This window comes from Rhizobium sp. Root1212, from assembly GCF_001424985.1.
Classification (GTDB): Bacteria; Pseudomonadota; Alphaproteobacteria; order Rhizobiales; family Rhizobiaceae; genus Pararhizobium.
In genome coordinates, this window is the sequence record NZ_LMDA01000002.1 from 21,428 (window position 1) to 40,081 (window position 18,654).

The 18,654-nt window shown below is 61.6% G+C and carries 22 protein-coding genes; 7 read left to right on the plus strand and 15 right to left on the minus strand.

Annotated features, from left to right (window positions below):
* Positions 1-356 precede the first annotated feature (356 nt).
* The gene (locus tag ASC86_RS07175; protein ID WP_056318446.1) at positions 357-863 is read left to right on the plus strand and encodes a hypothetical protein; all 507 of its coding nucleotides are present in this window, start codon (positions 357-359) and stop codon (positions 861-863) included.
* Positions 864-963: 100 nt separating this feature from the next.
* On the opposite strand, the gene rpsU is transcribed toward ASC86_RS07175, so the two are convergent.
* Both rpsU and ASC86_RS07185 read right to left on the minus strand, forming a co-directional pair.
* On the minus strand, positions 964-1,197 hold the full coding sequence (rpsU, locus tag ASC86_RS07180) for a 30S ribosomal protein S21 (RefSeq protein WP_056318710.1): 234 nt from the start codon (positions 1,195-1,197) through the stop codon (positions 964-966).
* A gap of 607 nt (positions 1,198-1,804) precedes the next feature.
* Entirely contained in the window at positions 1,805-2,737 is a 933-nt protein-coding gene (locus ASC86_RS07185; protein WP_056318448.1) for a ring-cleaving dioxygenase, read from the minus strand.
* A 390-nt stretch (positions 2,738-3,127) separates the two neighbouring features.
* Here ASC86_RS07185 and ASC86_RS07190 point away from each other — a divergent pair, with 390 nt between their 5' ends.
* From ASC86_RS07190 to ASC86_RS07205, 4 genes are all read left to right on the plus strand, one after another.
* On the plus strand, positions 3,128-3,856 hold the full coding sequence (locus ASC86_RS07190) for a hypothetical protein (protein WP_056318451.1): 729 nt from the start codon (positions 3,128-3,130) through the stop codon (positions 3,854-3,856).
* A gap of 77 nt (positions 3,857-3,933) precedes the next feature.
* Positions 3,934-4,779: an AraC family transcriptional regulator gene (locus tag ASC86_RS07195; protein ID WP_056318714.1), complete on the plus strand. Its 846-nt coding sequence runs from the start codon at positions 3,934-3,936 to the stop codon at positions 4,777-4,779.
* Positions 4,780-4,858: 79 nt separating this feature from the next.
* Positions 4,859-5,776, plus strand: a complete 918-nt coding sequence (locus ASC86_RS07200; protein ID WP_056318454.1) for an AraC family transcriptional regulator — start codon at positions 4,859-4,861, stop codon at positions 5,774-5,776.
* 85 nt (positions 5,777-5,861) lie between these two features.
* A complete protein-coding gene (locus ASC86_RS07205; protein WP_056318457.1) occupies positions 5,862-6,923 on the plus strand; it encodes a maleylacetate reductase in 1,062 nt (353 codons plus the stop codon).
* Between the two features lie 156 nt (positions 6,924-7,079).
* Here the strand turns inward: ASC86_RS07205 and ASC86_RS07210 are convergent, their stop codons facing one another.
* A complete protein-coding gene (locus ASC86_RS07210; protein WP_056318458.1) occupies positions 7,080-7,979 on the minus strand; it encodes a LysR family transcriptional regulator in 900 nt (299 codons plus the stop codon).
* 255 nt (positions 7,980-8,234) lie between these two features.
* On the opposite strand from ASC86_RS07210, the gene ASC86_RS07215 reads away from it, so the two are divergent.
* Positions 8,235-8,993, plus strand: coding sequence for an alpha/beta hydrolase (locus tag ASC86_RS07215; RefSeq protein ID WP_056318717.1), 759 nt, complete (start codon positions 8,235-8,237; stop codon positions 8,991-8,993).
* 69 nt (positions 8,994-9,062) lie between these two features.
* Here ASC86_RS07215 and ASC86_RS07220 read toward each other — a convergent pair whose 3' ends face one another.
* From ASC86_RS07220 to ASC86_RS07265, 10 genes are all read right to left on the minus strand, one after another.
* Entirely contained in the window at positions 9,063-9,737 is a 675-nt protein-coding gene (locus tag ASC86_RS07220) for a YoaK family protein (protein ID WP_056318459.1), read from the minus strand.
* 28 nt (positions 9,738-9,765) lie between these two features.
* The gene (locus ASC86_RS07225; protein ID WP_056318462.1) at positions 9,766-10,041 is read right to left on the minus strand and encodes a XapX domain-containing protein; all 276 of its coding nucleotides are present in this window, start codon (positions 10,039-10,041) and stop codon (positions 9,766-9,768) included.
* 220 nt (positions 10,042-10,261) lie between these two features.
* A complete protein-coding gene (locus tag ASC86_RS07230) occupies positions 10,262-10,936 on the minus strand; it encodes a 3-oxoacid CoA-transferase subunit B (RefSeq protein ID WP_056318465.1) in 675 nt (224 codons plus the stop codon).
* 113 nt (positions 10,937-11,049) lie between these two features.
* Positions 11,050-11,745, minus strand: coding sequence for a CoA transferase subunit A (locus tag ASC86_RS07235; protein WP_156386943.1), 696 nt, complete (start codon positions 11,743-11,745; stop codon positions 11,050-11,052).
* A gap of 41 nt (positions 11,746-11,786) precedes the next feature.
* A complete protein-coding gene (locus tag ASC86_RS07240; protein WP_210170353.1) occupies positions 11,787-12,245 on the minus strand; it encodes a hypothetical protein in 459 nt (152 codons plus the stop codon).
* An 81-nt stretch (positions 12,246-12,326) separates the two neighbouring features.
* On the minus strand, positions 12,327-13,139 hold the full coding sequence (gene pcaD / locus ASC86_RS07245) for a 3-oxoadipate enol-lactonase (RefSeq protein ID WP_056318471.1): 813 nt from the start codon (positions 13,137-13,139) through the stop codon (positions 12,327-12,329).
* 78 nt (positions 13,140-13,217) lie between these two features.
* Positions 13,218-13,664: a MarR family transcriptional regulator gene (locus ASC86_RS07250; protein WP_056318720.1), complete on the minus strand. Its 447-nt coding sequence runs from the start codon at positions 13,662-13,664 to the stop codon at positions 13,218-13,220.
* 122 nt (positions 13,665-13,786) lie between these two features.
* Positions 13,787-14,188 (minus strand): type II toxin-antitoxin system VapC family toxin, encoded by a 402-nt coding sequence (locus ASC86_RS07255; protein ID WP_056318473.1) that lies wholly within the window; start codon positions 14,186-14,188, stop codon positions 13,787-13,789.
* On the minus strand, positions 14,185-14,436 hold the full coding sequence (locus ASC86_RS07260; RefSeq protein WP_056318476.1) for an AbrB/MazE/SpoVT family DNA-binding domain-containing protein: 252 nt from the start codon (positions 14,434-14,436) through the stop codon (positions 14,185-14,187). The genes ASC86_RS07255 and ASC86_RS07260 overlap by 4 nt, the downstream gene beginning before the upstream one ends.
* 81 nt (positions 14,437-14,517) lie before the next feature.
* Complete coding sequence (locus tag ASC86_RS07265) at positions 14,518-15,726, minus strand: MFS transporter (protein ID WP_056318478.1); 1,209 nt, start codon at positions 15,724-15,726, stop codon at positions 14,518-14,520.
* A 103-nt stretch (positions 15,727-15,829) separates the two neighbouring features.
* Between ASC86_RS07265 and ASC86_RS07270 the strand changes: the two genes are divergently transcribed.
* Positions 15,830-16,723, plus strand: a complete 894-nt coding sequence (locus tag ASC86_RS07270; RefSeq protein WP_056318481.1) for a LysR family transcriptional regulator — start codon at positions 15,830-15,832, stop codon at positions 16,721-16,723.
* A 129-nt stretch (positions 16,724-16,852) separates the two neighbouring features.
* Here the strand turns inward: ASC86_RS07270 and ASC86_RS26500 are convergent, their stop codons facing one another.
* Together ASC86_RS26500 and ASC86_RS07280 are read right to left on the minus strand one after the other, a co-directional pair.
* Positions 16,853-18,160 (minus strand): XdhC family protein, encoded by a 1,308-nt coding sequence (locus ASC86_RS26500; protein WP_244477550.1) that lies wholly within the window; start codon positions 18,158-18,160, stop codon positions 16,853-16,855.
* Positions 18,160-18,477, minus strand: coding sequence for an XdhC family protein (locus ASC86_RS07280; RefSeq protein ID WP_056318724.1), 318 nt, complete (start codon positions 18,475-18,477; stop codon positions 18,160-18,162). The genes ASC86_RS26500 and ASC86_RS07280 overlap by 1 nt, the downstream gene beginning before the upstream one ends.
* Between the last annotated feature and the right edge of the window lie 177 nt (positions 18,478-18,654).

The following is an 18,654-nucleotide window of genomic DNA, read 5'->3' on the forward strand; positions in this document are numbered from 1 at the left end:
TTAGCAATTTCTCGACTTATGGTGTTCGTCATTTGCCGCTACGCATTATACGCGTGGAGGGCTATGTTCCGAGCAATCCCGGCGGCGCGCTACAACGCTGTTACACCCCATGGTGCTGATCTTTCCAGCGAAGTACACACCATCGTCTAAACCGGAAGACGCTGTCGAAATTCCACCGGCTACGAAATGGAGGCTTGGCCTCGATGATGAACACGCGAGGATTGCCATCGCTGGCAAGACCCGAGATGTGGTACTCGCTGTTGACGAAATGACGGCCCAGGAAGCGTTGCGAGGATGGGTAGGGCGATTTGGTTCCGGAGCGTATCGAGCCACTCATTTGGGCAAAGGATAAGTGAATGACTGTTGCTATATATGCTGATTATATCACCGAACTGAGAGCAGTATTTTCAGAGTTGGACCGACATCCAGAAGATTTCCAGACTTTCAGCGTCCATCTCGAATTGATCGCCGCGGGTGGGGTCGTCGTTTATGAAACCAAGAGGAGCAAAGGCGTTACCGATAGCCTCTACTATGGTCGTGCTGGCGAAGGACACCCACATCAACAGCTTTCAAAGGCGACTGCCTTCCAAGCAATCGATCGTTTTTTCGCCCTCGGCCAATTCCTGGCGCTGGCCCAGCTTGATGAAAGCCAATCACCGGTAATTGATGCGAAGTATCCGCACTGCGCGGTGAACTTTTCCTACAGAAAGAAGGGACAGCCGAAGGCGCGTGCGATGATGATGGTTTTCGCAGGCTTCAACGATGATGCAGATGCCGCCGGCTTCCTGGCCGCACTGGAGGGACAATCTCACCTTGTGACCGTCCGTCCCTACCGAGCGTCCAAATTCCACGAATGGAAGTAGACGTGGCTCGCCATCTCCTGTTTTCCAGGGAGATGGCTTCATGTTCCACGGAGCGCCGGTTATACTTGCGTCTGTGCTGCCCGAAAATCCGGAAACAAGCTTATTTGGCGGCTCTTTTCTTCGGCGCGGGCAATAGACCCTCCCGCTGCATCTGTTTACGGGCAAGCTTGCGCTGACGGCTGATTGCTTCCGCCTTCTCGCGCGCTTTTTTCACCGATGGTTTTTCAAACGCTTCGCGCATACGCATTTCGCGAAAAATGCCCTCGCGCTGAAGTTTCTTTTTCAAAACGCGAAGCGCTTGATCGACGTTGTTGTCTCGAACCAATACCTGCATATAAGTGCCTTTGAACCTGGGGTACCGTTGGCGGCAAAATACAAGTTCCGGCTCCAAAGCCAAGTGGGAATATCAGGGCAGGGCCAGCGAAGTGGGAGAAGGACGTTCGCCAAGCTGCATTGTTCTTTGAAGCACACCAGCAGACGAGGCGATCCGCCAACCTGGCGCCCGTTGACAACGAAGCGTGGGAGCGCGGGTTTGCGAGGTTTGCGCCGGAATGGTGGTTGTGGTGACCTCGTGGTTTCGGCCGTGGCGGCTACGACCGCACAGCGTTCCGCAGGTCAGGGCACCCGACTCGATCATCGCCATGTTTGAGCACTCGGCGGAAGCCTGCGCTGGCAACTGCGACGCGTCGCCGAAGTTGAATCGCTTTGGGCGACCACACTGCCAGCAAGCGCGCTTCATGTTCCATAATTATTATTATCCAATTTTTAAAACACTGGGGGGCAAGGATGAAGTGCGTCCTGCTCGCGCTTCCAGGCCAGGGACGGGCGTGCCGATTGGGGGCCTGACTAGGTCATTCCCGCCACGCTGAAACAGGGTATGTTTCGGCGCAAAAAAGGGGGCGTCACGCCCCCTTCTGTTTCGTTGCCCCCACGGCCCGCGTTTAATCGACAATCGGCGGCAGGATTTGTTCGATCCGGTCTCTCAGATAGGCGTGTTGCTGCGGCAGTTTCAGGGCTTCACCGAGATGGGCGGTATCCTCGTCGCGGTTGAAGCCGGGCTCGTTCGTCGCCACCTCGAACAGCACGCCGCCGGGCGTGCGGAAATAGATGGCATAGAAGTAGTCGCGGTCGATGACCGGGGTCACATGATAGCCGGTATCCATCAGGGCCTTGCGCACCTCGGCCTGGGCCGCACGATTTTCCACCGCGAAGGCGACGTGGTGGACGGAGCCCGCCCCTTGATGGGCCACCGGTGCGCCGGGCAGCACTTCAAGATCGACGATATCGGCGCCGTTGCCACCTTTGACCGCATAACGGGTCAGATCGCCGCGGCGGTCTATTTCCTCATAGCCCATGAACTTCAGAAGTTCGCCAGTGGCGCCGCCATCGCGCAACCGCATGGTGACGCCATGAAAACCGTGAACACCTTCATCAGCAGGAACCGCGCCGTCTGCAAACGGCAATCGCTTGTCGCCGTCGATTTCGGCCAGTGCAAAACCGTCGCCATCGGGGCCGAGGAAGCGCAGGCGCTTCTCGCCAAAGGCGTTGTCTTCCGCAAGGCCGGTTACGCCTTTGCCGGCGAAACGCTCCTTCCAATAGCCGAGGGAGCCCTTCGGCACGGAGAACACGGTTTCTGCCACCTCCCCTGCCCCGCGATTGCCGCGGGCGATATGCGGGAATGGAAAATAGGTCATGACCGTGCCGGCCGAGCCGGTCTCGTCACCGTAATAGAGGTGGTAGACATCCGGGGCATCGAAATTGACGGTTTTCTTGACCCGGCGCAGGCCGAGTATCTTGGTGAAGAAATCGTTGTTCTCCTGGGCATCCGCAGCCATGGAGGTAACGTGATGCAGGCCTTTGATCTGGGTAAGCATGATATGGTCCTCACTCTCGGGGTGTTGCCGTTGAGCAAGAGATAAGCCAGATGGACATCTGCATGAATTGGCATAATAATGCATTTATAATTGACGATCTTGCAATAATATGAGTGTTACCGACTGGCTGCAAGACGCTGCGGTCGGGTGCCGTTGCATGCGGCTGCGGGCTGGACTAAGGTCGTGCGATATCCGCTTTCCCTTCGTGTGCGCCGGTCCGCCGGAGCGATTGAGAGTTCGCCGTTGACGTTTTCCGAAAAAGAACCGGGCTGCGTGGGGCTCCACTTCGGAACGCCCGAAGCACCATGCCTTACGACCATACCGATCCGGTCCGCTTCGTTCTCCGTTACCAGTATCCGCAGAGGTCTGGCCGAGGGCGAAGACAACGACGTGCGTCTTCCCCCTGCCGATGCCTATTTCCTAATGCTCTATCTGGAGGATGCCGACCATGCCGACATCCGGGCGGATGGGACGTGCACGCCGGTCCGCCGCTATCGGCGCGACACGATGTGCCTGGTCGATCTGGAGGAAGGGGCGGCCATTCGCCTGCATGGCCCGCTGACGTCGCTCGCCTTCGTATTGCCTAAGGCACTCTTCGAGGAAGCCGCGTCGCTGCCGCCCGGCGTCAAGCCGAACCGTCTCGTCTGCCGGCGGGGAAAGCCGGACGATGTGCTTGCCAATCTGGGCACGGCCCTTCTCGCGCTGCTGGGCGGTGGTGGGGCTTCTTCGCCACCCGCGCTTCTGCGGCATATCGCGGTCGCCATCTGCGCTCATCTCCTGCATCAATACGGCAAGACGCCGGAGGATGCGTCCGGCGACGTCTTGTCCATGCCGGAGACGGCGGCGAAGGATGAGGACGGCGGAACATCGCTGGCCCGGATCGCCGCCGCCATCGGTCTTGCCGATGCGCCGTTTCTTAACGGACGCAAGACGCTGTCCGATGCCCGGCGAATGCAGACCCGCGTCGAATGGGCCATGGAAGCGCTGGCAGCACACGACCTGTCGCTGGAAGCCGTTGCCCGTCGAAGCGGCTTCGACGACCTCGACCATTTCGACAAGGCCTTCATGGCGGAAACGGGCATGACGCGGGCGGACTGGTGCCGCCGTCGCCTGAACTGACGGCAAACGCCTAAGGTGTGGGAAATTCCAATCGGGAGAACGGGGTGAACGACAAGCCGGTTGGAGATTCGATCGAAATGGCGGCGCCCGTGCAGCGATCGATCCTGCATGTCTCGCCGCTCATCATCACGCGTCTCAGCTCCGACCGCGACGAACTCACCGTCAGCCCGCCGAATGCGCGCGAGGAAGCCTTCCATATCATCAGCCAGCTACGTGATTTCCGTCTGCACAAGCTTTGGCGTGAAGATGCGCTGGTTTTCGAAGGCGGGCATCCCAAGGGTGCGCTGGCGATCACGGATCTGCGCGATGAATGGCGCTGTCATCATCTGTCGCCCTTCGACAATGTGCGTGTCCAGATTCCCTTCTGGCATGTGCGCGCCTTTGCCGCCGAGATCGGCCGGCCGGAATTGTCGGGCTTCAAATGCTCGCCCGGTACGGTCGATCCCGTCGTGCTCGGGCTTGCACAGGCGCTGTTGCCATCGCTGGAGCAACCGCGCGAGGCAAGTCGCCTGTTTCTCGATCAGCTGGGCCTCGCTATCCTCACCCACCTGACGCAAACTTATGGCGGCGTCTATTTCCCGACCGAGCGCAAGGGCACGCTTGCCCCCTGGCAGGAAAAGCGGGCGCTGGAATTCCTCGTCGCCCGGCTTGATGGCGGCTTTTCCATTGCTGAGCTTGCGGAACATTGCGAGTTGTCGCGCAGCTATTTCATCCGCGCCTTCAAGGCGAGTTTCGGCCGCACGCCGGCTCGCTGGCTCACCGAATATCGCGTGGGGCGCGCCAAGGACCTGCTTCGCACCGATCTGCCGATCGCCGAAATCGCCATCAGCTGCGGCTTTGCCGACCAGAGCCATATGACCAAGATTTTCTCCGCCTTGACCGGCGAAACGCCCGCGCGCTTCCGTCGCGACAGCCGGGCTTGAAATTTTTGGGTTGCCGCCAACCGGCAGCCATGGCTAAACTACCCGGACAGAAAGAGTTTTGAAGAGAGAGGACGAGAGCATGGACAATGCCTCTGCGAGCGTTGCTGTCTCTTCGCCAATGGATACGCTCGGCTGCCGCCTCTCGACGCTTGACGAAGACAGGCGCATTCATGCCGCCGGCCTGACCTTTCACCGTAAAAAAGCGGAGACTGCCCCGCGCGATCCCGTGGCGACGCCGGCGACCAGCCGCGGCTATCTGCTTGGCCTTTCCTTTGCCGGCGGCCATCGGCGGCGGATTTTCCATCCCCACCACGCCACGACCCATGATTTCGCGGAAAACACCGTCTACCTGCGCAGCTTTCAGGACAACTACCGGGCCGAGCTTTCCGGCTCGTTCGATTTCGCGCTGCTTGAGATCGGGCCTGCAGCGATCGACCGCATGGCTGATGGTGCAGACCTGGAAGGCGTCAACGAATTGCGCTTCGCCTGTGGTGAGCCCGATCCGGTGCTGGCGGGATTGATGGGCGCGCTGTTTTCCCCGGCCAGCGACCGGCTGGAACACAGTGTTTTGTTCATCGACCAGCTTTCCATGGCGATCGGTATGCATGTCGTCCATCGCTACGGCAATGCGCAGCGCCAGATTGTTGCGCCCCGCCTCACCGGCCGGCGCCTCTCGCCGCGCGGTCTTGCCAAGGTGCAGGAGATGATCCGCAGCCGGCTCGGCGGCGATCTTTCGCTCGAAGAGCTGGCACGCGCCTGCAATCTTTCCGAAAGCACGTTCCTGCGCGCCTTCCGCGAGACCGTCGGCAAGACGCCGCACCAGTTCCTGATGGCCGAGCGGGTGGAAAAGGCGCGTGATCTTCTGGCTTTCTCAGGCCTGCCGATCAGCGAGATCGCGGCCATCTGCGGTTTTGCCGACCAGAGCCACTTCACCCGCGTCTTTTCTCGGCTCGTCGGCGCGGCGCCCGGCGTCTGGCGGCGCAGCCGGCGGTCGTGAACGCGCTTCCTGCCGGACGTGCGGGTGAAGGAGGGCTGGAACTGGTGACACTGCTGGCTGCCCCGACGAGCGCGAGAGCAAGCGCGTGATCCGCGGCTTCACCTACAGCGCGAGCCCGGCGCATATCGATTTCGGTTCCGGCAAGGCTGCCACTGTCGGCGAATGGGTCGAACGCATTGGCTGCCATCGTGCCCTCATCCTCTCGACGCCGCGCCCGCAAGTCGAGGTCGAGCGACTGAGGAACGTCCTCGGCGATCGCGCGGCCGGTGTCTTTGCCGGTGCGGTGATGCACACGCCCGTCGAGGTGACGGAGCGGGCGATGGAAATGGTGCGCCAGACGGGAGCCGATTGCGTCGTCGCCTTTGGTGGCGGCTCGACGACTGGGCTTGGCAAGGCGATCGCCTATCGTGCCGACCTGCCGCAGATCGTCATCCCCACCACCTATGCGGGCTCGGAGGTAACGCCGATCCTCGGCCAGACACAAGAGGGTCGCAAGACGACAGTGCGGAGCCCGCGCATCCTGCCGGAAGTGGTGATCTATGATCCCTTGCTGACGCTCGGCCTCCCCACCGGCATCAGCGTCACCAGCGGCCTCAACGCCATGGCCCATGCAGTGGAGGCGCTTTATGCGGAGGATCGCAATCCCGTCTCATCGCTGATGGCGGTTGAGGGGTTGCGCGCTTTCGTCAGAAGCCTGCACGTCATCATCGAGCGGCCGAACGACGAGGCGGCGCGGGCGGATGCTCTCTATGGCGCCTGGCTCTGCGGCACGGTGCTCGGTACAGTCGGCATGGCGCTGCACCATAAGATCTGCCACACGCTCGGCGGCAGTTTTGACATGCCGCATGCCGAGACCCATGCGATCATGCTGCCGCACACGGCGGCCTTCAATGCCGTCGCCGTGCCGGAGCTGCTGGCTCCTGTCGCGGAGCTTTTCGGCGGATCGGTCGGCGGCGGGCTTTGGGATTTTGCGAAAGCGGCCGGCGCGCCGCTGGCGCTGAGGGAGATTGGTCTTTCCGAAGCCGATCTTGACCGCGCCGCGACGATCGCTACGCAGGCCCCCTACCCCAATCCGCGGCCGATCGACCAAGCATCCGTGCGGGCGCTGCTGCAGGAGGCCTGGGAGGGAAGACGGCCGATGGGCTGAGGTCTGAAGCATGTCGCGCAAACGTGTGCGGCGGTTTTACGATAACGACATGCGAAAAAACAGGAAGCTGAAGCGCAAGGAGCGAACCTGAGAGATCGCGATGCGCTTCGAGTTTCTGCTTGCGAAGATGGGAGCCGCGCCGGCCCCTGCCCCGTGCTAGTCGAGGGCCGACATCATCGCCGGCACATGCTGCTCGAAATATTTCGAGAAGGCGTCGATGCGCGGCGGCAAGGCCTGATAGGGCGGATAATAAAGGGTCAGCCACAGGTCCGGCGGCGACCAGCGCGGCAGCACACGCACCAGCCGGCCAGTGCGCAGATGCTCGGCGATATGGAAATGTGGCAGCAGCGCCACCCCTGCCCCCGCCGCTGCCATGTCTGCAAGCACGTCGCCATTGTTGGCGCTGAACGCTTGGCCAGCAGAAATCTCGATCCCGGCGCTGCCATCCGACAGCGACCAGATTTCGCGCCGGCTTTCGCCGTTATAGGCAAGGCAGTGCTCGGGCTTCAGTTCTCCCGGATGATCCATGGCCGTAAACTGGCTTCCGGGCGCTGCGACCAGCACGCGATGCACCACACAGACCTTGCGCCAGATGGTGAACTTGTCGGAGGGCGTCGAGGAAATGCGCACCGTGAGGTCGAAATCCTGTTCGAGAATGTTGACGAAACCATCCGCCAGCGAAATCTCGAAACTGATCTTCGGGTAGAGCCTGCGAAAACCTGTCAGCACCGGCGGCAGCACGGATTTACCGAACCAGGTCGGCGCGCTGATGCGAAGACGGCCCTGATCCGTTTTATTGGCATCCATCACGCCCTTGCGTGCCGATTCCAGCGTTTCGATCGCCGGCTGGATCTGGGCGGCGAAGATCGCCCCTTCCGTGGTCAGCGATACCTGCCGCGTCGTGCGCACGAAAAGCTGAATGCCGAGTTCTTCCTCCAGCGCGGCAATTGCTCGCGTAATCGCGGCAGGCGCCATGTTCAGTTCCCGTGCCACCTGGGCGAAGTTGCGCTTCTCGGCAGCGAGCAGGAAGATGCGAAGCGCCTTGTAGTCGTTCATTCTATTGTTTCTTAAATGGAAATCGATACGCCATTATTATTGCAGATTATCGCTGCAATCAATCCTATTGGAAGGTTTTGGTAGCAGCTTGATGGGCGCTGATCGACCGGTTTGCCGTCTCGGTCCAGTTCATATCGTTTTCACAAAAATAGATATCGCGATAAAATATATGGACAGGCAAACGGAGCAGTGGTAGCCTTTTATTATCGCGATAATAGTTATCGCAATTTATAAAAAGGAGACCCTGTCATGGCCATGCTCAGCACGCTGCTTGCTTCTGCCGCCTCCCTGTTCGTCGCCGCTGCCGTCGTTCCCGTAGCCCATGCCGAAACCGCCAAGTCCATCGTCCTCGTCCACGGCGGCTTCGTCGACGGTTCTGGCTGGCAGGGCGTCTACAACATCCTGAAGAAGGATGGCTATAAGGTTACCATTGTCCAGAACCCCACTGTGTCGCTGGCCGATGACGTCGCTGTTACCAAGCGCGCCATTGCCGCCTCCGAAGGCGATGTCATTCTCGTCGGCCACTCCTATGGCGGTGTCGTGGTGACCGAAGCCGGCACCGATCCCAAGGTCAAGGGGCTCGTCTACATCACCGCCTTTGCCCCGGATGCGGGTGAATCCGTTGCCAAGCTGATCGCCAACCCGCCGAAGGGTGCTGCCGTCCCGCCGATCCTGCCGCCGCAGGATGGTTTCCTCTTCCTTGACAAGGCCAGGTTTGCTGAAGCCTTTGCCGCCGATGTCGAGCCGAATCTCGCCGGCTTCATGGCCGACTCCCAGGTTCCATGGGGTGTGAATGCGCTGAGCGGCGAAGTTACCGATCCGGCCTGGAAGCACAAGCCGAGCTGGTATCTCGTCGCCACGGAAGACCGCATGATCCCGGTCGACGCCCAGCGCCTGATGGCCAAGCGCGCTGGTGCGACCACCGTCGATCAGGCCGGCTCCCATGCAGTCTATGTCTCGCAGCCGCAGGCCGTGGCGAAGCTCATCGAGAACGCGGCAAACGCCACCAAGTAACGGGCGGCGTCCGTCAGGCGAGCGAAAGCCCCCGGTGTCATAACAGCCGGGGGCTCTGCACGTGAATGTTCAGTTCGGTTTCCTTGCGCTCTGCGGGGAATAGAAGAAACTGATCAAGAGCAGCAGAAGCGCTGGCAGCAGCATACCGGCAACGCCCACGGTGACCTGCGCAAGGGCGCCGGCGGCACAGCCGAACACGAAACCGAGCACCAGAATGATCGAGGCCAGCGACTGCGCCCGTTCTTCCGGCTTTTCGGCATAGCCGATCAGGCGGCGGGCGGCAGCGACGGCGAGCCCGGCGATGTTGCCCGTCATCAGTGAGAACGGAGGTCCGAGACGAGGATCGAGGCGTTCGATGGCCGTCAGCATGCCCATCGCGACAACGGCGAGCAGCGCACAGGCGGAGACCGGCCCAGCATTGAAGATCGCCAGCAAAGCGGACACCGCGAAAGCGATGGCAGCGATGACGATCGTGCAGATCGTCGCGCGTTCCAACGGCTTGATCGAGGCGACCATAATAGCCGCCAGCCCTGCGCCGATCATGAACAGTGGGAAGGTCATGATCTGCAGGCCGTGCAGCCATCCCTTTTCATGACCGGCCATGCCGAGCCCGAGCAGCACGATGTTGCCGGTGACCAGCCCGACGAACAGGCCGCCCAGATGGATGAAGAACAGCGCATCCGCAAAGCCGGATACGAAGGCCAGCACCAGTGAATTGGTCTTTCCGCGCAGTATGGTCAGCATGGACGTGCCTCCTTGGCAATCGCGTTTATCAGCTCTTGTGCTTGGATAGATCGGAGACCTCGGCCCCGCGCCGGCCCGGAAGTTGCCCGAAGACGTGGGCGACGGAGTTGGCCTTGTCGCAGGCGGCGGCAGAGGCCGTACCCGATATCAACTGCTTGCCGACGGGGATCATCTGTTCGCCGAGGAGTATGCCGAGCAACCCTATCAGCGCCACGACCGGCGGCGCGGGCGAGCGCACATTGAGAAGGCTGTAGATGACGCCGACCAGAAGTCCGGCGCCCAGCGATGCGAGATAAAGTTTCATGGGTTATCCTCCTGATGAGCGATGAACGGTGTCGCTGGCGACAGGAGTAGTGGATTTGGTGGAGTCGATGAATTGCAACAATATTGGCGATTGAATTGCGAATATCGAAATAATGAAAGGGGCGTCGACGAGACGTCGGATTTTGGAGAAAAACCCGGTTTTACTACATAAAAAAGCCGCGGCGAAGCTGCGGCTTTTTACCGGTTCGGGCGGCTGTGGATCAGGCGTCCACGGCAAGCGCCGGCGAAACGACAATGTCGGTGCCGGTCGCGGCGCGGACCTCTTCGAGCGTCACGCCATCGGCGAGTTCAAGCACTTCGAACACCGGGCTCTCACCGCGAAGTGGCCTGAAGACGCCGAGGTCGGTGATGACCAGGCCGACGACGCCCTGACCCGTCAGGGGCAGCGAGCATTTGGCGATCAGCTTCGGCTGCACGGCGCCGGTCTTGTCCTTGGCGACATGCTCCATGACCACGACGACGCGCTTGACGCCGGCTACGAGGTCCATCGCGCCGCCCATGCCCTTGACCATCTTGCCGGGGATCATCCAGTTGGCGAGGTCGCCGTTTGCCGCTACCTCCATCGCGCCGAGGATCGACAGGTCGATATGGCCGCCGCGGATCATCGCAAAGCTGTCGGCGGAAGAAAAGAAGCTCGTCGTCGGCAGCATGGTGATGGTCTGCTTGCCGGCATTGATCAGGTCCGCGTCCTCCTCGCCCTCGAAGGGAAACGGCCCCATGCCGAGCATGCCGTTTTCGGATTGAAGCTGCACGCTGATGCCCGGCGCAATGTGGTTGGCAACCAGCGTCGGGATGCCGATGCCGAGGTTGACGTAGAAACCGTCCTGCAGTTCCTTGGCGGCGCGTGCCGCCATTTGATCGCGAGTCCATGCCATGAATTGGTTCTCCTGGAGCATTTCCGGCAAGAGCGTGAAACGGTCTTGCGTCTGGAAATGCGATAAAACAAAGGGTAGAGCGATTTCGCGTTTCGAAGAAAAGCGGAAACGCTCTATGCCGCCGTCCGCGGCCTGGTCGTGCGCTGCTCGATGCGCTTTTCAGGGTTGGCGACGTGAACGATGCGATCGACATAGATGCCGGGCGTGTGGATCGCATCGGGGTTCAGTTCGCCGGCCGCCACAAGATGCTCGACCTCGACGACCGTAAAGTCCGCGGCGGTGGCCATCATCGGGTTGAAGTTGCGGGCGGTGTAGCGATAGATCAGGTTACCTTCGGTATCGCCCTGATAGGCGTGCACGATGGCGAGATCGCCGCGCAGGCCCCGTTCCATCACATAGGTTTCGCCGTCGAATTCACGGATTTCCTTGCCGTCGGCGACAATGGTGCCGACGCCGGTGCGGGTGAAGAAGGCTGGAATACCGGCGCCGCCGGCGCGGATGCGCTCGGCCAGCGTGCCCTGCGGGGTGAATTCGAGTTCCAACTCGCCGGCCAGATACTGCGTCGCAAAGGTCTTGTTCTCTCCGACGTAGGAAGAGACCATCTTGCGGATCTGGCGCGTTTCCAGAAGGATGCCGAGGCCGACCCCATCGACGCCGGCATTGTTGGAGATCACGGTCAGGCCGGTGACGCCGGCTTCGCGGATCGCCAGGATCAGGGTTTCCGGAATACCGCACAGGCCGAAGCCGCCCGAAAGGATCGTCATGCCGTTCTTGAGGCGACCGGCCAGGGCCTCGGTCGCGCTGCTCATTACCTTCTTCACACTTCTACTCCCTTTAAACGGCGCAGCCGCTATGCGTTTGAGACGAGATGGTCGCGATACCGGACCGCGTTGTTGACGTAGCGCCCGGCCGGGGCTTTCAGACGCTCCGCCTCCTCGGGCAGGAACGTCTTCATGAGCTTTGCCGGCGGGCCGAGGATTATCGAATGGGGCGGAAGCGGCTTTCTTTCCGTGAGCTGGGCCTCCTCCCCGATGGCAAGCGGAAAACCCGAATCGGTATGGAGGGCCGCGTCATCCGGTGTCTTGCTGCGAGCGCCGAGGCCGATCAAATCAGTGTCTCCGTGCAAGACGGTACCAAACCGCACTCCCCTGCCCTTTCCGATGCGGACCTTGCCGATGACCTGGGTATCCGGCGCGATCCATCCCGGCGCATCATGAAGGACCGGCTTCCCGTCTTCAAGATCGTGGAGGGGCATTTTACACTCACCAGGGACCAGGAGCCTCCAGACCTTCGAATTGACCTGGAGCATTACCGCCGTATCGAGATCTTCGGCCGTCTCGGTATCGGCGAGCGGACTGCCGGCAAGCTCGTGGATGCGATTGGCCTTGCTTCAGGCGTGCAGCTTTCCTCGGGCGGGAAGGGTATCGATGAAGGCGCGGATCATTTCGGTCAGCGTTTCCGGCTGCTCGACGCAGGGGATATGCCCGGCATCTTTGATGATCTCGTAACGTGCGCCATGAATGAGCTTCGCCATGGAAAGCACGAGATCAGGCGGCGTGGAACCGTCCTGATCGCCGACAACGCAGAGCGTGGGCACGGCGATGCGCTTCGTCGATTCGGTGAAGTCGGCATCGCGCAACGCCGCACAGGTGGCGGCATAGCCGACGGCGGACTGGCGTGTCAGCATGTTGCGATAACCGTGATAGGCGGCATTTTCCGGGCGGCGAAAAGCGGGGGTGAACCAGCGCTCCATGATGCCGTCTGCAAGGCTCTCGATGCCCTTGGTCTCGACGCTTTCGATACGAGCGTTCCAGAGATCCGGGGTACCGATCTTGTGGGCGGTATCGCAGAGCACAAGGGCCTTGACGAGATCCGGCCGCCGGGCCTCCAGCCCCTGTGCGATCATGCCGCCGACCGAGAGGCCGCAGATCAAGGCATCCTTGACGTTCAACCGGTCGAGCAGGGCGGCGAGATCGCGCACGTGATCGTCCATGGAATAGGGCACCTGGCCGAGATCGGAGAGACCGTGGCCGCGCTTGTCATAGGCAAGGATCGGAAAATCACCGGCAAGGCGCACGATGACGTCGCGCCAGATGCGAAAATCCGCGCCGAGGGAATTGACGAAGACGAGAACTGGTCTTCCGGCGGGGCCGCCGATCAGTTGGTGATGCAGGATCACGTCGTTGACGGTAGCGAATTGCACGTGTGTCTCCTCCTGTTGCCGCAGATTGGGCTGCAATCCGGTGGGTCGTCCTCACCGAACGGCGGCAACCGATCTCTTTCAGGTTTTTGCCGGCGCGGTCAGCGCTTCGCGCAGTTTCTGGATACGGGCATTGAGATCGATGATCTGCTCGACCCTCATGCCGGAGCGCTTGAGCAGCGTATCGGTCAGGCAGCCCGTCTGCGCCTGCAGGCCCCTGCCCTTGTCGGTCAAATGTACGCCGACCAGCCGCTCGTCTACCGTCGAGCGCAGCCGGGTGACGAAGCCTGCCTGTTCCAGCCGCTTGACCAGCGGCGTGATCGTGCTCGGCTCAAGCGCAAGGCGATCGGCGATCGCCGAGATCGTCTGACCGTCCCCTTCCCACAACGTGCTCAGCACCAGATATTGCGGATAGGTGATGCCGAGCGCGTCGAGCATCGGCTTGTAGGTGCGGTTGATGGCGATGCTCGTGCCATAAAGCGAGAAGCACAACTGGCTGTCGAGGGGGATCGGCTGGAAGTCGGACATCGAGAGTTCCTTGTCGTCGTTTCGGCGTATCATGTCACAAAAACAGATATCGCGATAAAAAATATCCGAACAAGGATGTGATTGTCGATGCCTCCTCCCCTGCCCTCCTCCGGAAAGCCGGTCTATGAGGCCAAAAGCTGGGCCGCCCGCCCCTGCTCTTTCAGGAGTTTGACGGCCTGCTTGTCGAAGGAGACGAAGATTTCGCCGCCGAGCCAGTCGCCTTCATAGGCGATGATGCCGTCGGCAAAATCTCCACCGGCTTCCAGAAGCCAAAGGCCGGCTTCGGCTGCGGGCCGGTTGACAACGACATTATCGGTATCCAGCAAGGCGCGGATCGCCGTCACGATGTCGGTCGTGCTGAAACCATACACACGGCGCAGTACCCAAACGAATTCGCACAAGCAGGGCAAGGGAACCGCGATCATCGAGGCTTGTCTCAACAGATCGCCGGCGAGGCCTGCCTGCGCCGGATCGTCGTGCACCACGGCGCGCACGAGAACGTTGGTATCGACGGTGATCTTCACTTTTTGCCGACCCAGCCGGCCGCCGCAGCTTCATCGATCTCTTCGAGCGTAGCGACTTTCCCCGTCTTGCCGGCAAGCCGGCCGAGGAATCCGTCGATCTTGCCGGTGGGCCGCACGGCTTTGACCCGCAGTTCGCCACCCGGTAGTTTGTCGAATTCAATCCGCTCCCCCGGCTTGACGCCAAGATGTGCGAGCAGATCCCGCTTCAGGGTAATCTGACCTTTCTTGGTCACCGAGAGTGAGGGCATGGGGGTCTCCTGATGTATATACCCTAATGTAATTGAAATATTGCTTACCTTCAAGCTTCCTATGCGACAAAAGACGGGACTTCAAGGGCGATGCCTGGCAGTTTGCCGGGCTAAGAACCGGACGATCAAGGCGACGACGGCGAGAAAACCGCCGAGAACGCTGACGCCGAACCAACCGGCCAGACTCCAGGCCTGGGTTGCAAGCGCCGCGCCCGCGGCTCCGCCGAGAAACATCGCCGTCATGAAGATCGTGTTGAGGCGGCTGCGGGCTTCGGGGTCGAGCGCATAGACGATGTGCTGGTTCGAAACGAGGGCGCCCTGGATACCGAAATCGAGAACGATCACGCCGATCACGAGCGCAGCAAGCGAAGCCCAGACCCCGAAGATGACCCATGCCACGATAGTCAGCACTGCGCCAAGCCAGACGACGAAATGTGGGCCGCGGCGATCCGCGATCCGGCCGGCAAGCGGCGCGGCGAACACACCCACGGCGCCGACAACGCCGAAGAGACCGGCGACATCCGAGCCGAGATTGAACTGCGGCGTCTGCAAGTAGAGCGCAAGGATCGTCCAGAAGGCGGTGAACGAGCCGAACAAAGCAGCCTGCATCAGCGCAGCCGTGCGTAGTGCCGGCTCCCGCCGCCACAGATGGACAAGCGAGCGCAGCGCCGTGCCATAGGGCATGCGCGATGTCGGGTGATGACCGGGCAGGGCGAGCGCCATCAGCCCCGCAGCAAGAAGCGCCAGCGGTACGCCGATCCAGAACATATCCCGCCAGCCTGCATGGGCTGCGACGAAGCCAGAGAGCGTGCGGCTGAACAGAATGCCGGAAAGTACACCCGCCATGACCGTACCGATAGTCGAGCCGCGCTTTTCGGGCGCGGCGAGCGACGCGGAGAAGGGCACGATCTGTTGGGCGACGGTTGCACTGGCGCCGACGATCAGCGAAGCCAGAACCAGCGACCAGGCCGTCGGCGCGACGGCGGCAATCGCGAGCGCCCCGGCCAAGAGGATGAACTGGCCAATGATGAGCTTACGGCGATGCACGATATCACCGAGCGGCAGCAGGAAGAGCAGGCCGAGCGCATAACCGAGCTGCGTCGCGGTCGGGATATAGCCGGTGACCGGCTGATGGCGGAACTCATTCTCGATAATGCCGAGCATCGGCTGGTTGTAATAAATGTTTGCGACGGCAATGCCGGCTGCTGTCGCCATGGCGAAGAGCGCGGCCTTGCCAAGTTCCTGGCTCTCGCCCTGTGCTTTTGCGGGGTTCATGCCTGATGTGTCCATGATCGTCGCCTTTCCGGTTGAAGGAATGCGGACGGGATAGCATTTTCTCCAAATATGATTTAGTGATGCAAAATGATCGGTCTATATAACGATTTAGGATATAATGAATACGGATGATGTCCTGGTCTTCACTGCCGCCGTCGCGGGCGGAAGTCTGGCCGCTGCCGGGCGCCGTCTCGGCCTGACCCCGATGGTGGCGACGCGTCGGCTCGCCGCCCTGGAGGCGGCACTCGGTGTCAGGTTGCTGCACCGCACGACGCGCTCCCTGTCGCTGACGCCCGAGGGCGAGACTTTTCTACCTTTCGCCGAGGCGCTAGTGGAAAACCAGACGGCAGCGATGGCCCGGCTGCGCTCTGAAAGCCAAGGGGCGGCCGGGCTTTTGCGCGTCTCGGTGCCGATCTCCTTCGGGGTGAAATTCGTCATGCCCTTTGTGCCGTCGCTGCTACGGGACAATCCGGAACTGCGAATCTCCATGGATATGACCGACAGCCTTCCCGATCTCGTCGCGACGGGAACGGATCTGGCGATCCGCATCGCGCGGCTGCGCGACAGCAGCCTGATCGCCCAGAAGCTTGCCGCCAATCCGCGCATGCTGGTGGCTAGCCCTGACTATGTTGCGCGCCGCGGTCGGCCGCGCGTGGTCGGTGATCTCGCCAGCCATGATTGCCTTGCGCTTGGCAGCGCCACCCATTGGACCTTCCAGTCACCGGATGGAGAGCGTCACGCGCGGCTGAACGTCCGGCTTTCCTGTAGCAGCATCGCTGGCTGTCATGCCGCGAGCCTTGCGGGCGGGGGTATCGCGCTTTTGTCCAATTGGTATGCTGAAGACGATATCGCTGCCGGGCGGCTGGTGCGCATCGATCTCGATGACGCCCGGCCGGAATCGATCGGCATCTGGGCGGTCTATCCGACGCGGCAGCTTGTTCTGCCGAAGGTACGGGTGTTCATCGCCGCGTTGCATACGGCGCTGGCTGGCAGCCACAGCCAGGCGGAATGACAGACGCGATTATCGGTCCCCTCCCCCAAGTCTTTTCGACGATCATGGGGCAGGCCCACTTTGTCGGGCGCGGGCACAGCCTGTAATGATGCTTTCGTATCAGCAGGGTTGCGGTGAGCGGCTCCGCGCTCAGGCTTTCAGAATGCCGCCGGCGGCGATCACGGCTTCGGGCGTATCGACGTCCAGATGGGCGGCCGCGCCGATCTCGACATCGATGACGGCAAGGCCACTGGTTTCGATGATGTCGCGGGCGCCGATATCGCCCCGCAACTTCAGGATCTCGGGGAAGGCGGCACGTGGTAAGATGACCGGATTGCCGCGCTTGCCGTTGGAGACGGCGCGCACGATAGCCTGACCGCGTGCTGCGCGGAAGGCGCCGATCAGCGCCTTTAGATCAGCCGTGGTGATGCCCGGCATATCCGCCAGCAGTACCATCAGCCCTTCTCTCTCCGCCATTCCCTCGGCCGAGAGACCGGTGACCAGCGAACTCGCCATGCCCTCGGCGAAGGTGGGGTTGTGCATGGTTTGCAGATCAAGCCCGACCAGTGCCGTCTCGATGTCCGGCTTCCGGTGACCGGTGACTACGACGAGTTGCGCCGGGTTGGCGGCAAGCGCTGACTGCGCCACCCGCCGCACCAGCGGAATGCCGTCGAATTCTGCCAGAAGCTTATGGCGTCCGTCAGTCCCCATGCGGCTTGCCCGGCCGGCGGCAAGCAGGACGATTCCGATCGAGCCGTCCTGCGTTTGCACCGGTTCGAGTGAGCGGCGGTGCCAAGCCTGGACAATCTCGGCCAGAATGGCGACGGCGATTTCCGCCGGTGTCGTCGCGCCGATATCGAGGCCGATAGGCGCGCGGATGCGGGCAAGATCGGCCTCGGCAAGACCTTCGGTGCGCAACCGTTCCAGCCGCTTGGCATGGGTTTTCCGACTGCCGAGGGCGCCGACGTAAAAGCAGCCGGTTTTCAGCGCAGCTATGATCGGCAAATCGTCGAGCGCCGGATCATGGGAGACGGCGACCAACGCGGTGTAGGCATCGAGAGGCCGCTCTGCCAGGGCCGCAGCAGGGCGGCTGGCGACCAGATCGATATCGGTAAAACGTTCCGGCGTCGCGAAATCAGCGCGCGGATCGATGACGGTGAGATCGAAGCCGGCAAGCTTGGCCATTACCGCGAGCGACTGGCTGACGCGTACAGCCCCGATCACGATGATGCGCGGCGACGGAACATGGACTTGGACAAACAGGCTGCGGCCCTCGATGTCGATGACGGCGGATTTTCCCGAGAGGAGGGCGGTGCGCAATGCCGCCCCCAGCGCGCCCTCCATCGGGTCGGTCTCGGTAAACAGCCGGCTCGTTCCATCTTCGAGATCGGTAACGAGGGCGACGGCACGCCGCTCGGCGCGGGCGGTGTTGATCGCCCGAAGATGATCGAGGCGCATCAATCGAGCCTTTCGATGAAAATGCGGATGCGACCGCCGCAGGAGAGGCCGGCGTGCCGGGCAGTCTCGTCCGTGACGCCGAATTCGAGAACACGGGATTGGCCGCTGCCGATGATATACAGTGCTTCGGGGATGACGGCGCCCTCGATGCAGCCGCCGGAGATCGAACCGTGAGTATTGCCGTCGATGTCGATCACCAGATGGCTGCCGACCGGCCTTGGGGCCGAACTCCAGGTTTCGATGACCGTGGCGATGGCGACCGCTCTTCCCTCGTCTTTCCAGCGTTCGGCAACCACAAACGGCTCCGTCCCTGTCATTTGGTCCATGGTTTATCCTGCCCCGCATGCTGCCGGGCTATAGAGCGCACTCGGAGACGCCGCCGTCAACCTTCAAGGGCGCGGCTTTGACCCCGTAACGGCTAAGACAATCCGTCTTCTGCGTCTGGAGTGAGCTTGGGCGTCCGTCGCAGAGCAAAAAAAATGGGCCGTCGGAAA

Coding starts and splice junctions, on each gene's coding strand:
- ASC86_RS07260 (WP_056318476.1), bottom strand. CDS start 14,436: ATGCCCTCACTCTCGGTGACCAAGAAAGGTCAGATTACCCTGAAGCGG.
- ASC86_RS07185 (WP_056318448.1), bottom strand. CDS start 2,737: ATGCTTACCCAGATCAAAGGCCTGCATCACGTTACCTCCATGGCTGCG.
- ASC86_RS07265 (WP_056318478.1), bottom strand. CDS start 15,726: ATGGACACATCAGGCATGAACCCCGCAAAAGCACAGGGCGAGAGCCAG.
- ASC86_RS07270 (WP_056318481.1), top strand. CDS start 15,830: ATGAATACGGATGATGTCCTGGTCTTCACTGCCGCCGTCGCGGGCGGA.
- ASC86_RS07225 (WP_056318462.1), bottom strand. CDS start 10,041: ATGAAACTTTATCTCGCATCGCTGGGCGCCGGACTTCTGGTCGGCGTC.
- ASC86_RS07250 (WP_056318720.1), bottom strand. CDS start 13,664: ATGTCCGACTTCCAGCCGATCCCCCTCGACAGCCAGTTGTGCTTCTCG.
- ASC86_RS07240 (WP_210170353.1), bottom strand. CDS start 12,245: ATGCTCCAGGTCAATTCGAAGGTCTGGAGGCTCCTGGTCCCTGGTGAG.
- ASC86_RS07215 (WP_056318717.1), top strand. CDS start 8,235: ATGCTCAGCACGCTGCTTGCTTCTGCCGCCTCCCTGTTCGTCGCCGCT.
- ASC86_RS07195 (WP_056318714.1), top strand. CDS start 3,934: ATGGCGGCGCCCGTGCAGCGATCGATCCTGCATGTCTCGCCGCTCATC.
- ASC86_RS07280 (WP_056318724.1), bottom strand. CDS start 18,477: ATGACAGGGACGGAGCCGTTTGTGGTTGCCGAACGCTGGAAAGACGAG.
- ASC86_RS07200 (WP_056318454.1), top strand. CDS start 4,859: ATGGACAATGCCTCTGCGAGCGTTGCTGTCTCTTCGCCAATGGATACG.
- ASC86_RS07175 (WP_056318446.1), top strand. CDS start 357: ATGACTGTTGCTATATATGCTGATTATATCACCGAACTGAGAGCAGTA.
- rpsU (WP_056318710.1), bottom strand. CDS start 1,197: ATGCAGGTATTGGTTCGAGACAACAACGTCGATCAAGCGCTTCGCGTT.
- ASC86_RS07230 (WP_056318465.1), bottom strand. CDS start 10,936: ATGGCATGGACTCGCGATCAAATGGCGGCACGCGCCGCCAAGGAACTG.
- ASC86_RS07220 (WP_056318459.1), bottom strand. CDS start 9,737: ATGCTGACCATACTGCGCGGAAAGACCAATTCACTGGTGCTGGCCTTC.
- ASC86_RS26500 (WP_244477550.1), bottom strand. CDS start 18,160: ATGCGCCTCGATCATCTTCGGGCGATCAACACCGCCCGCGCCGAGCGG.
- ASC86_RS07210 (WP_056318458.1), bottom strand. CDS start 7,979: ATGAACGACTACAAGGCGCTTCGCATCTTCCTGCTCGCTGCCGAGAAG.
- ASC86_RS07235 (WP_156386943.1), bottom strand. CDS start 11,745: ATGAGCAGCGCGACCGAGGCCCTGGCCGGTCGCCTCAAGAACGGCATG.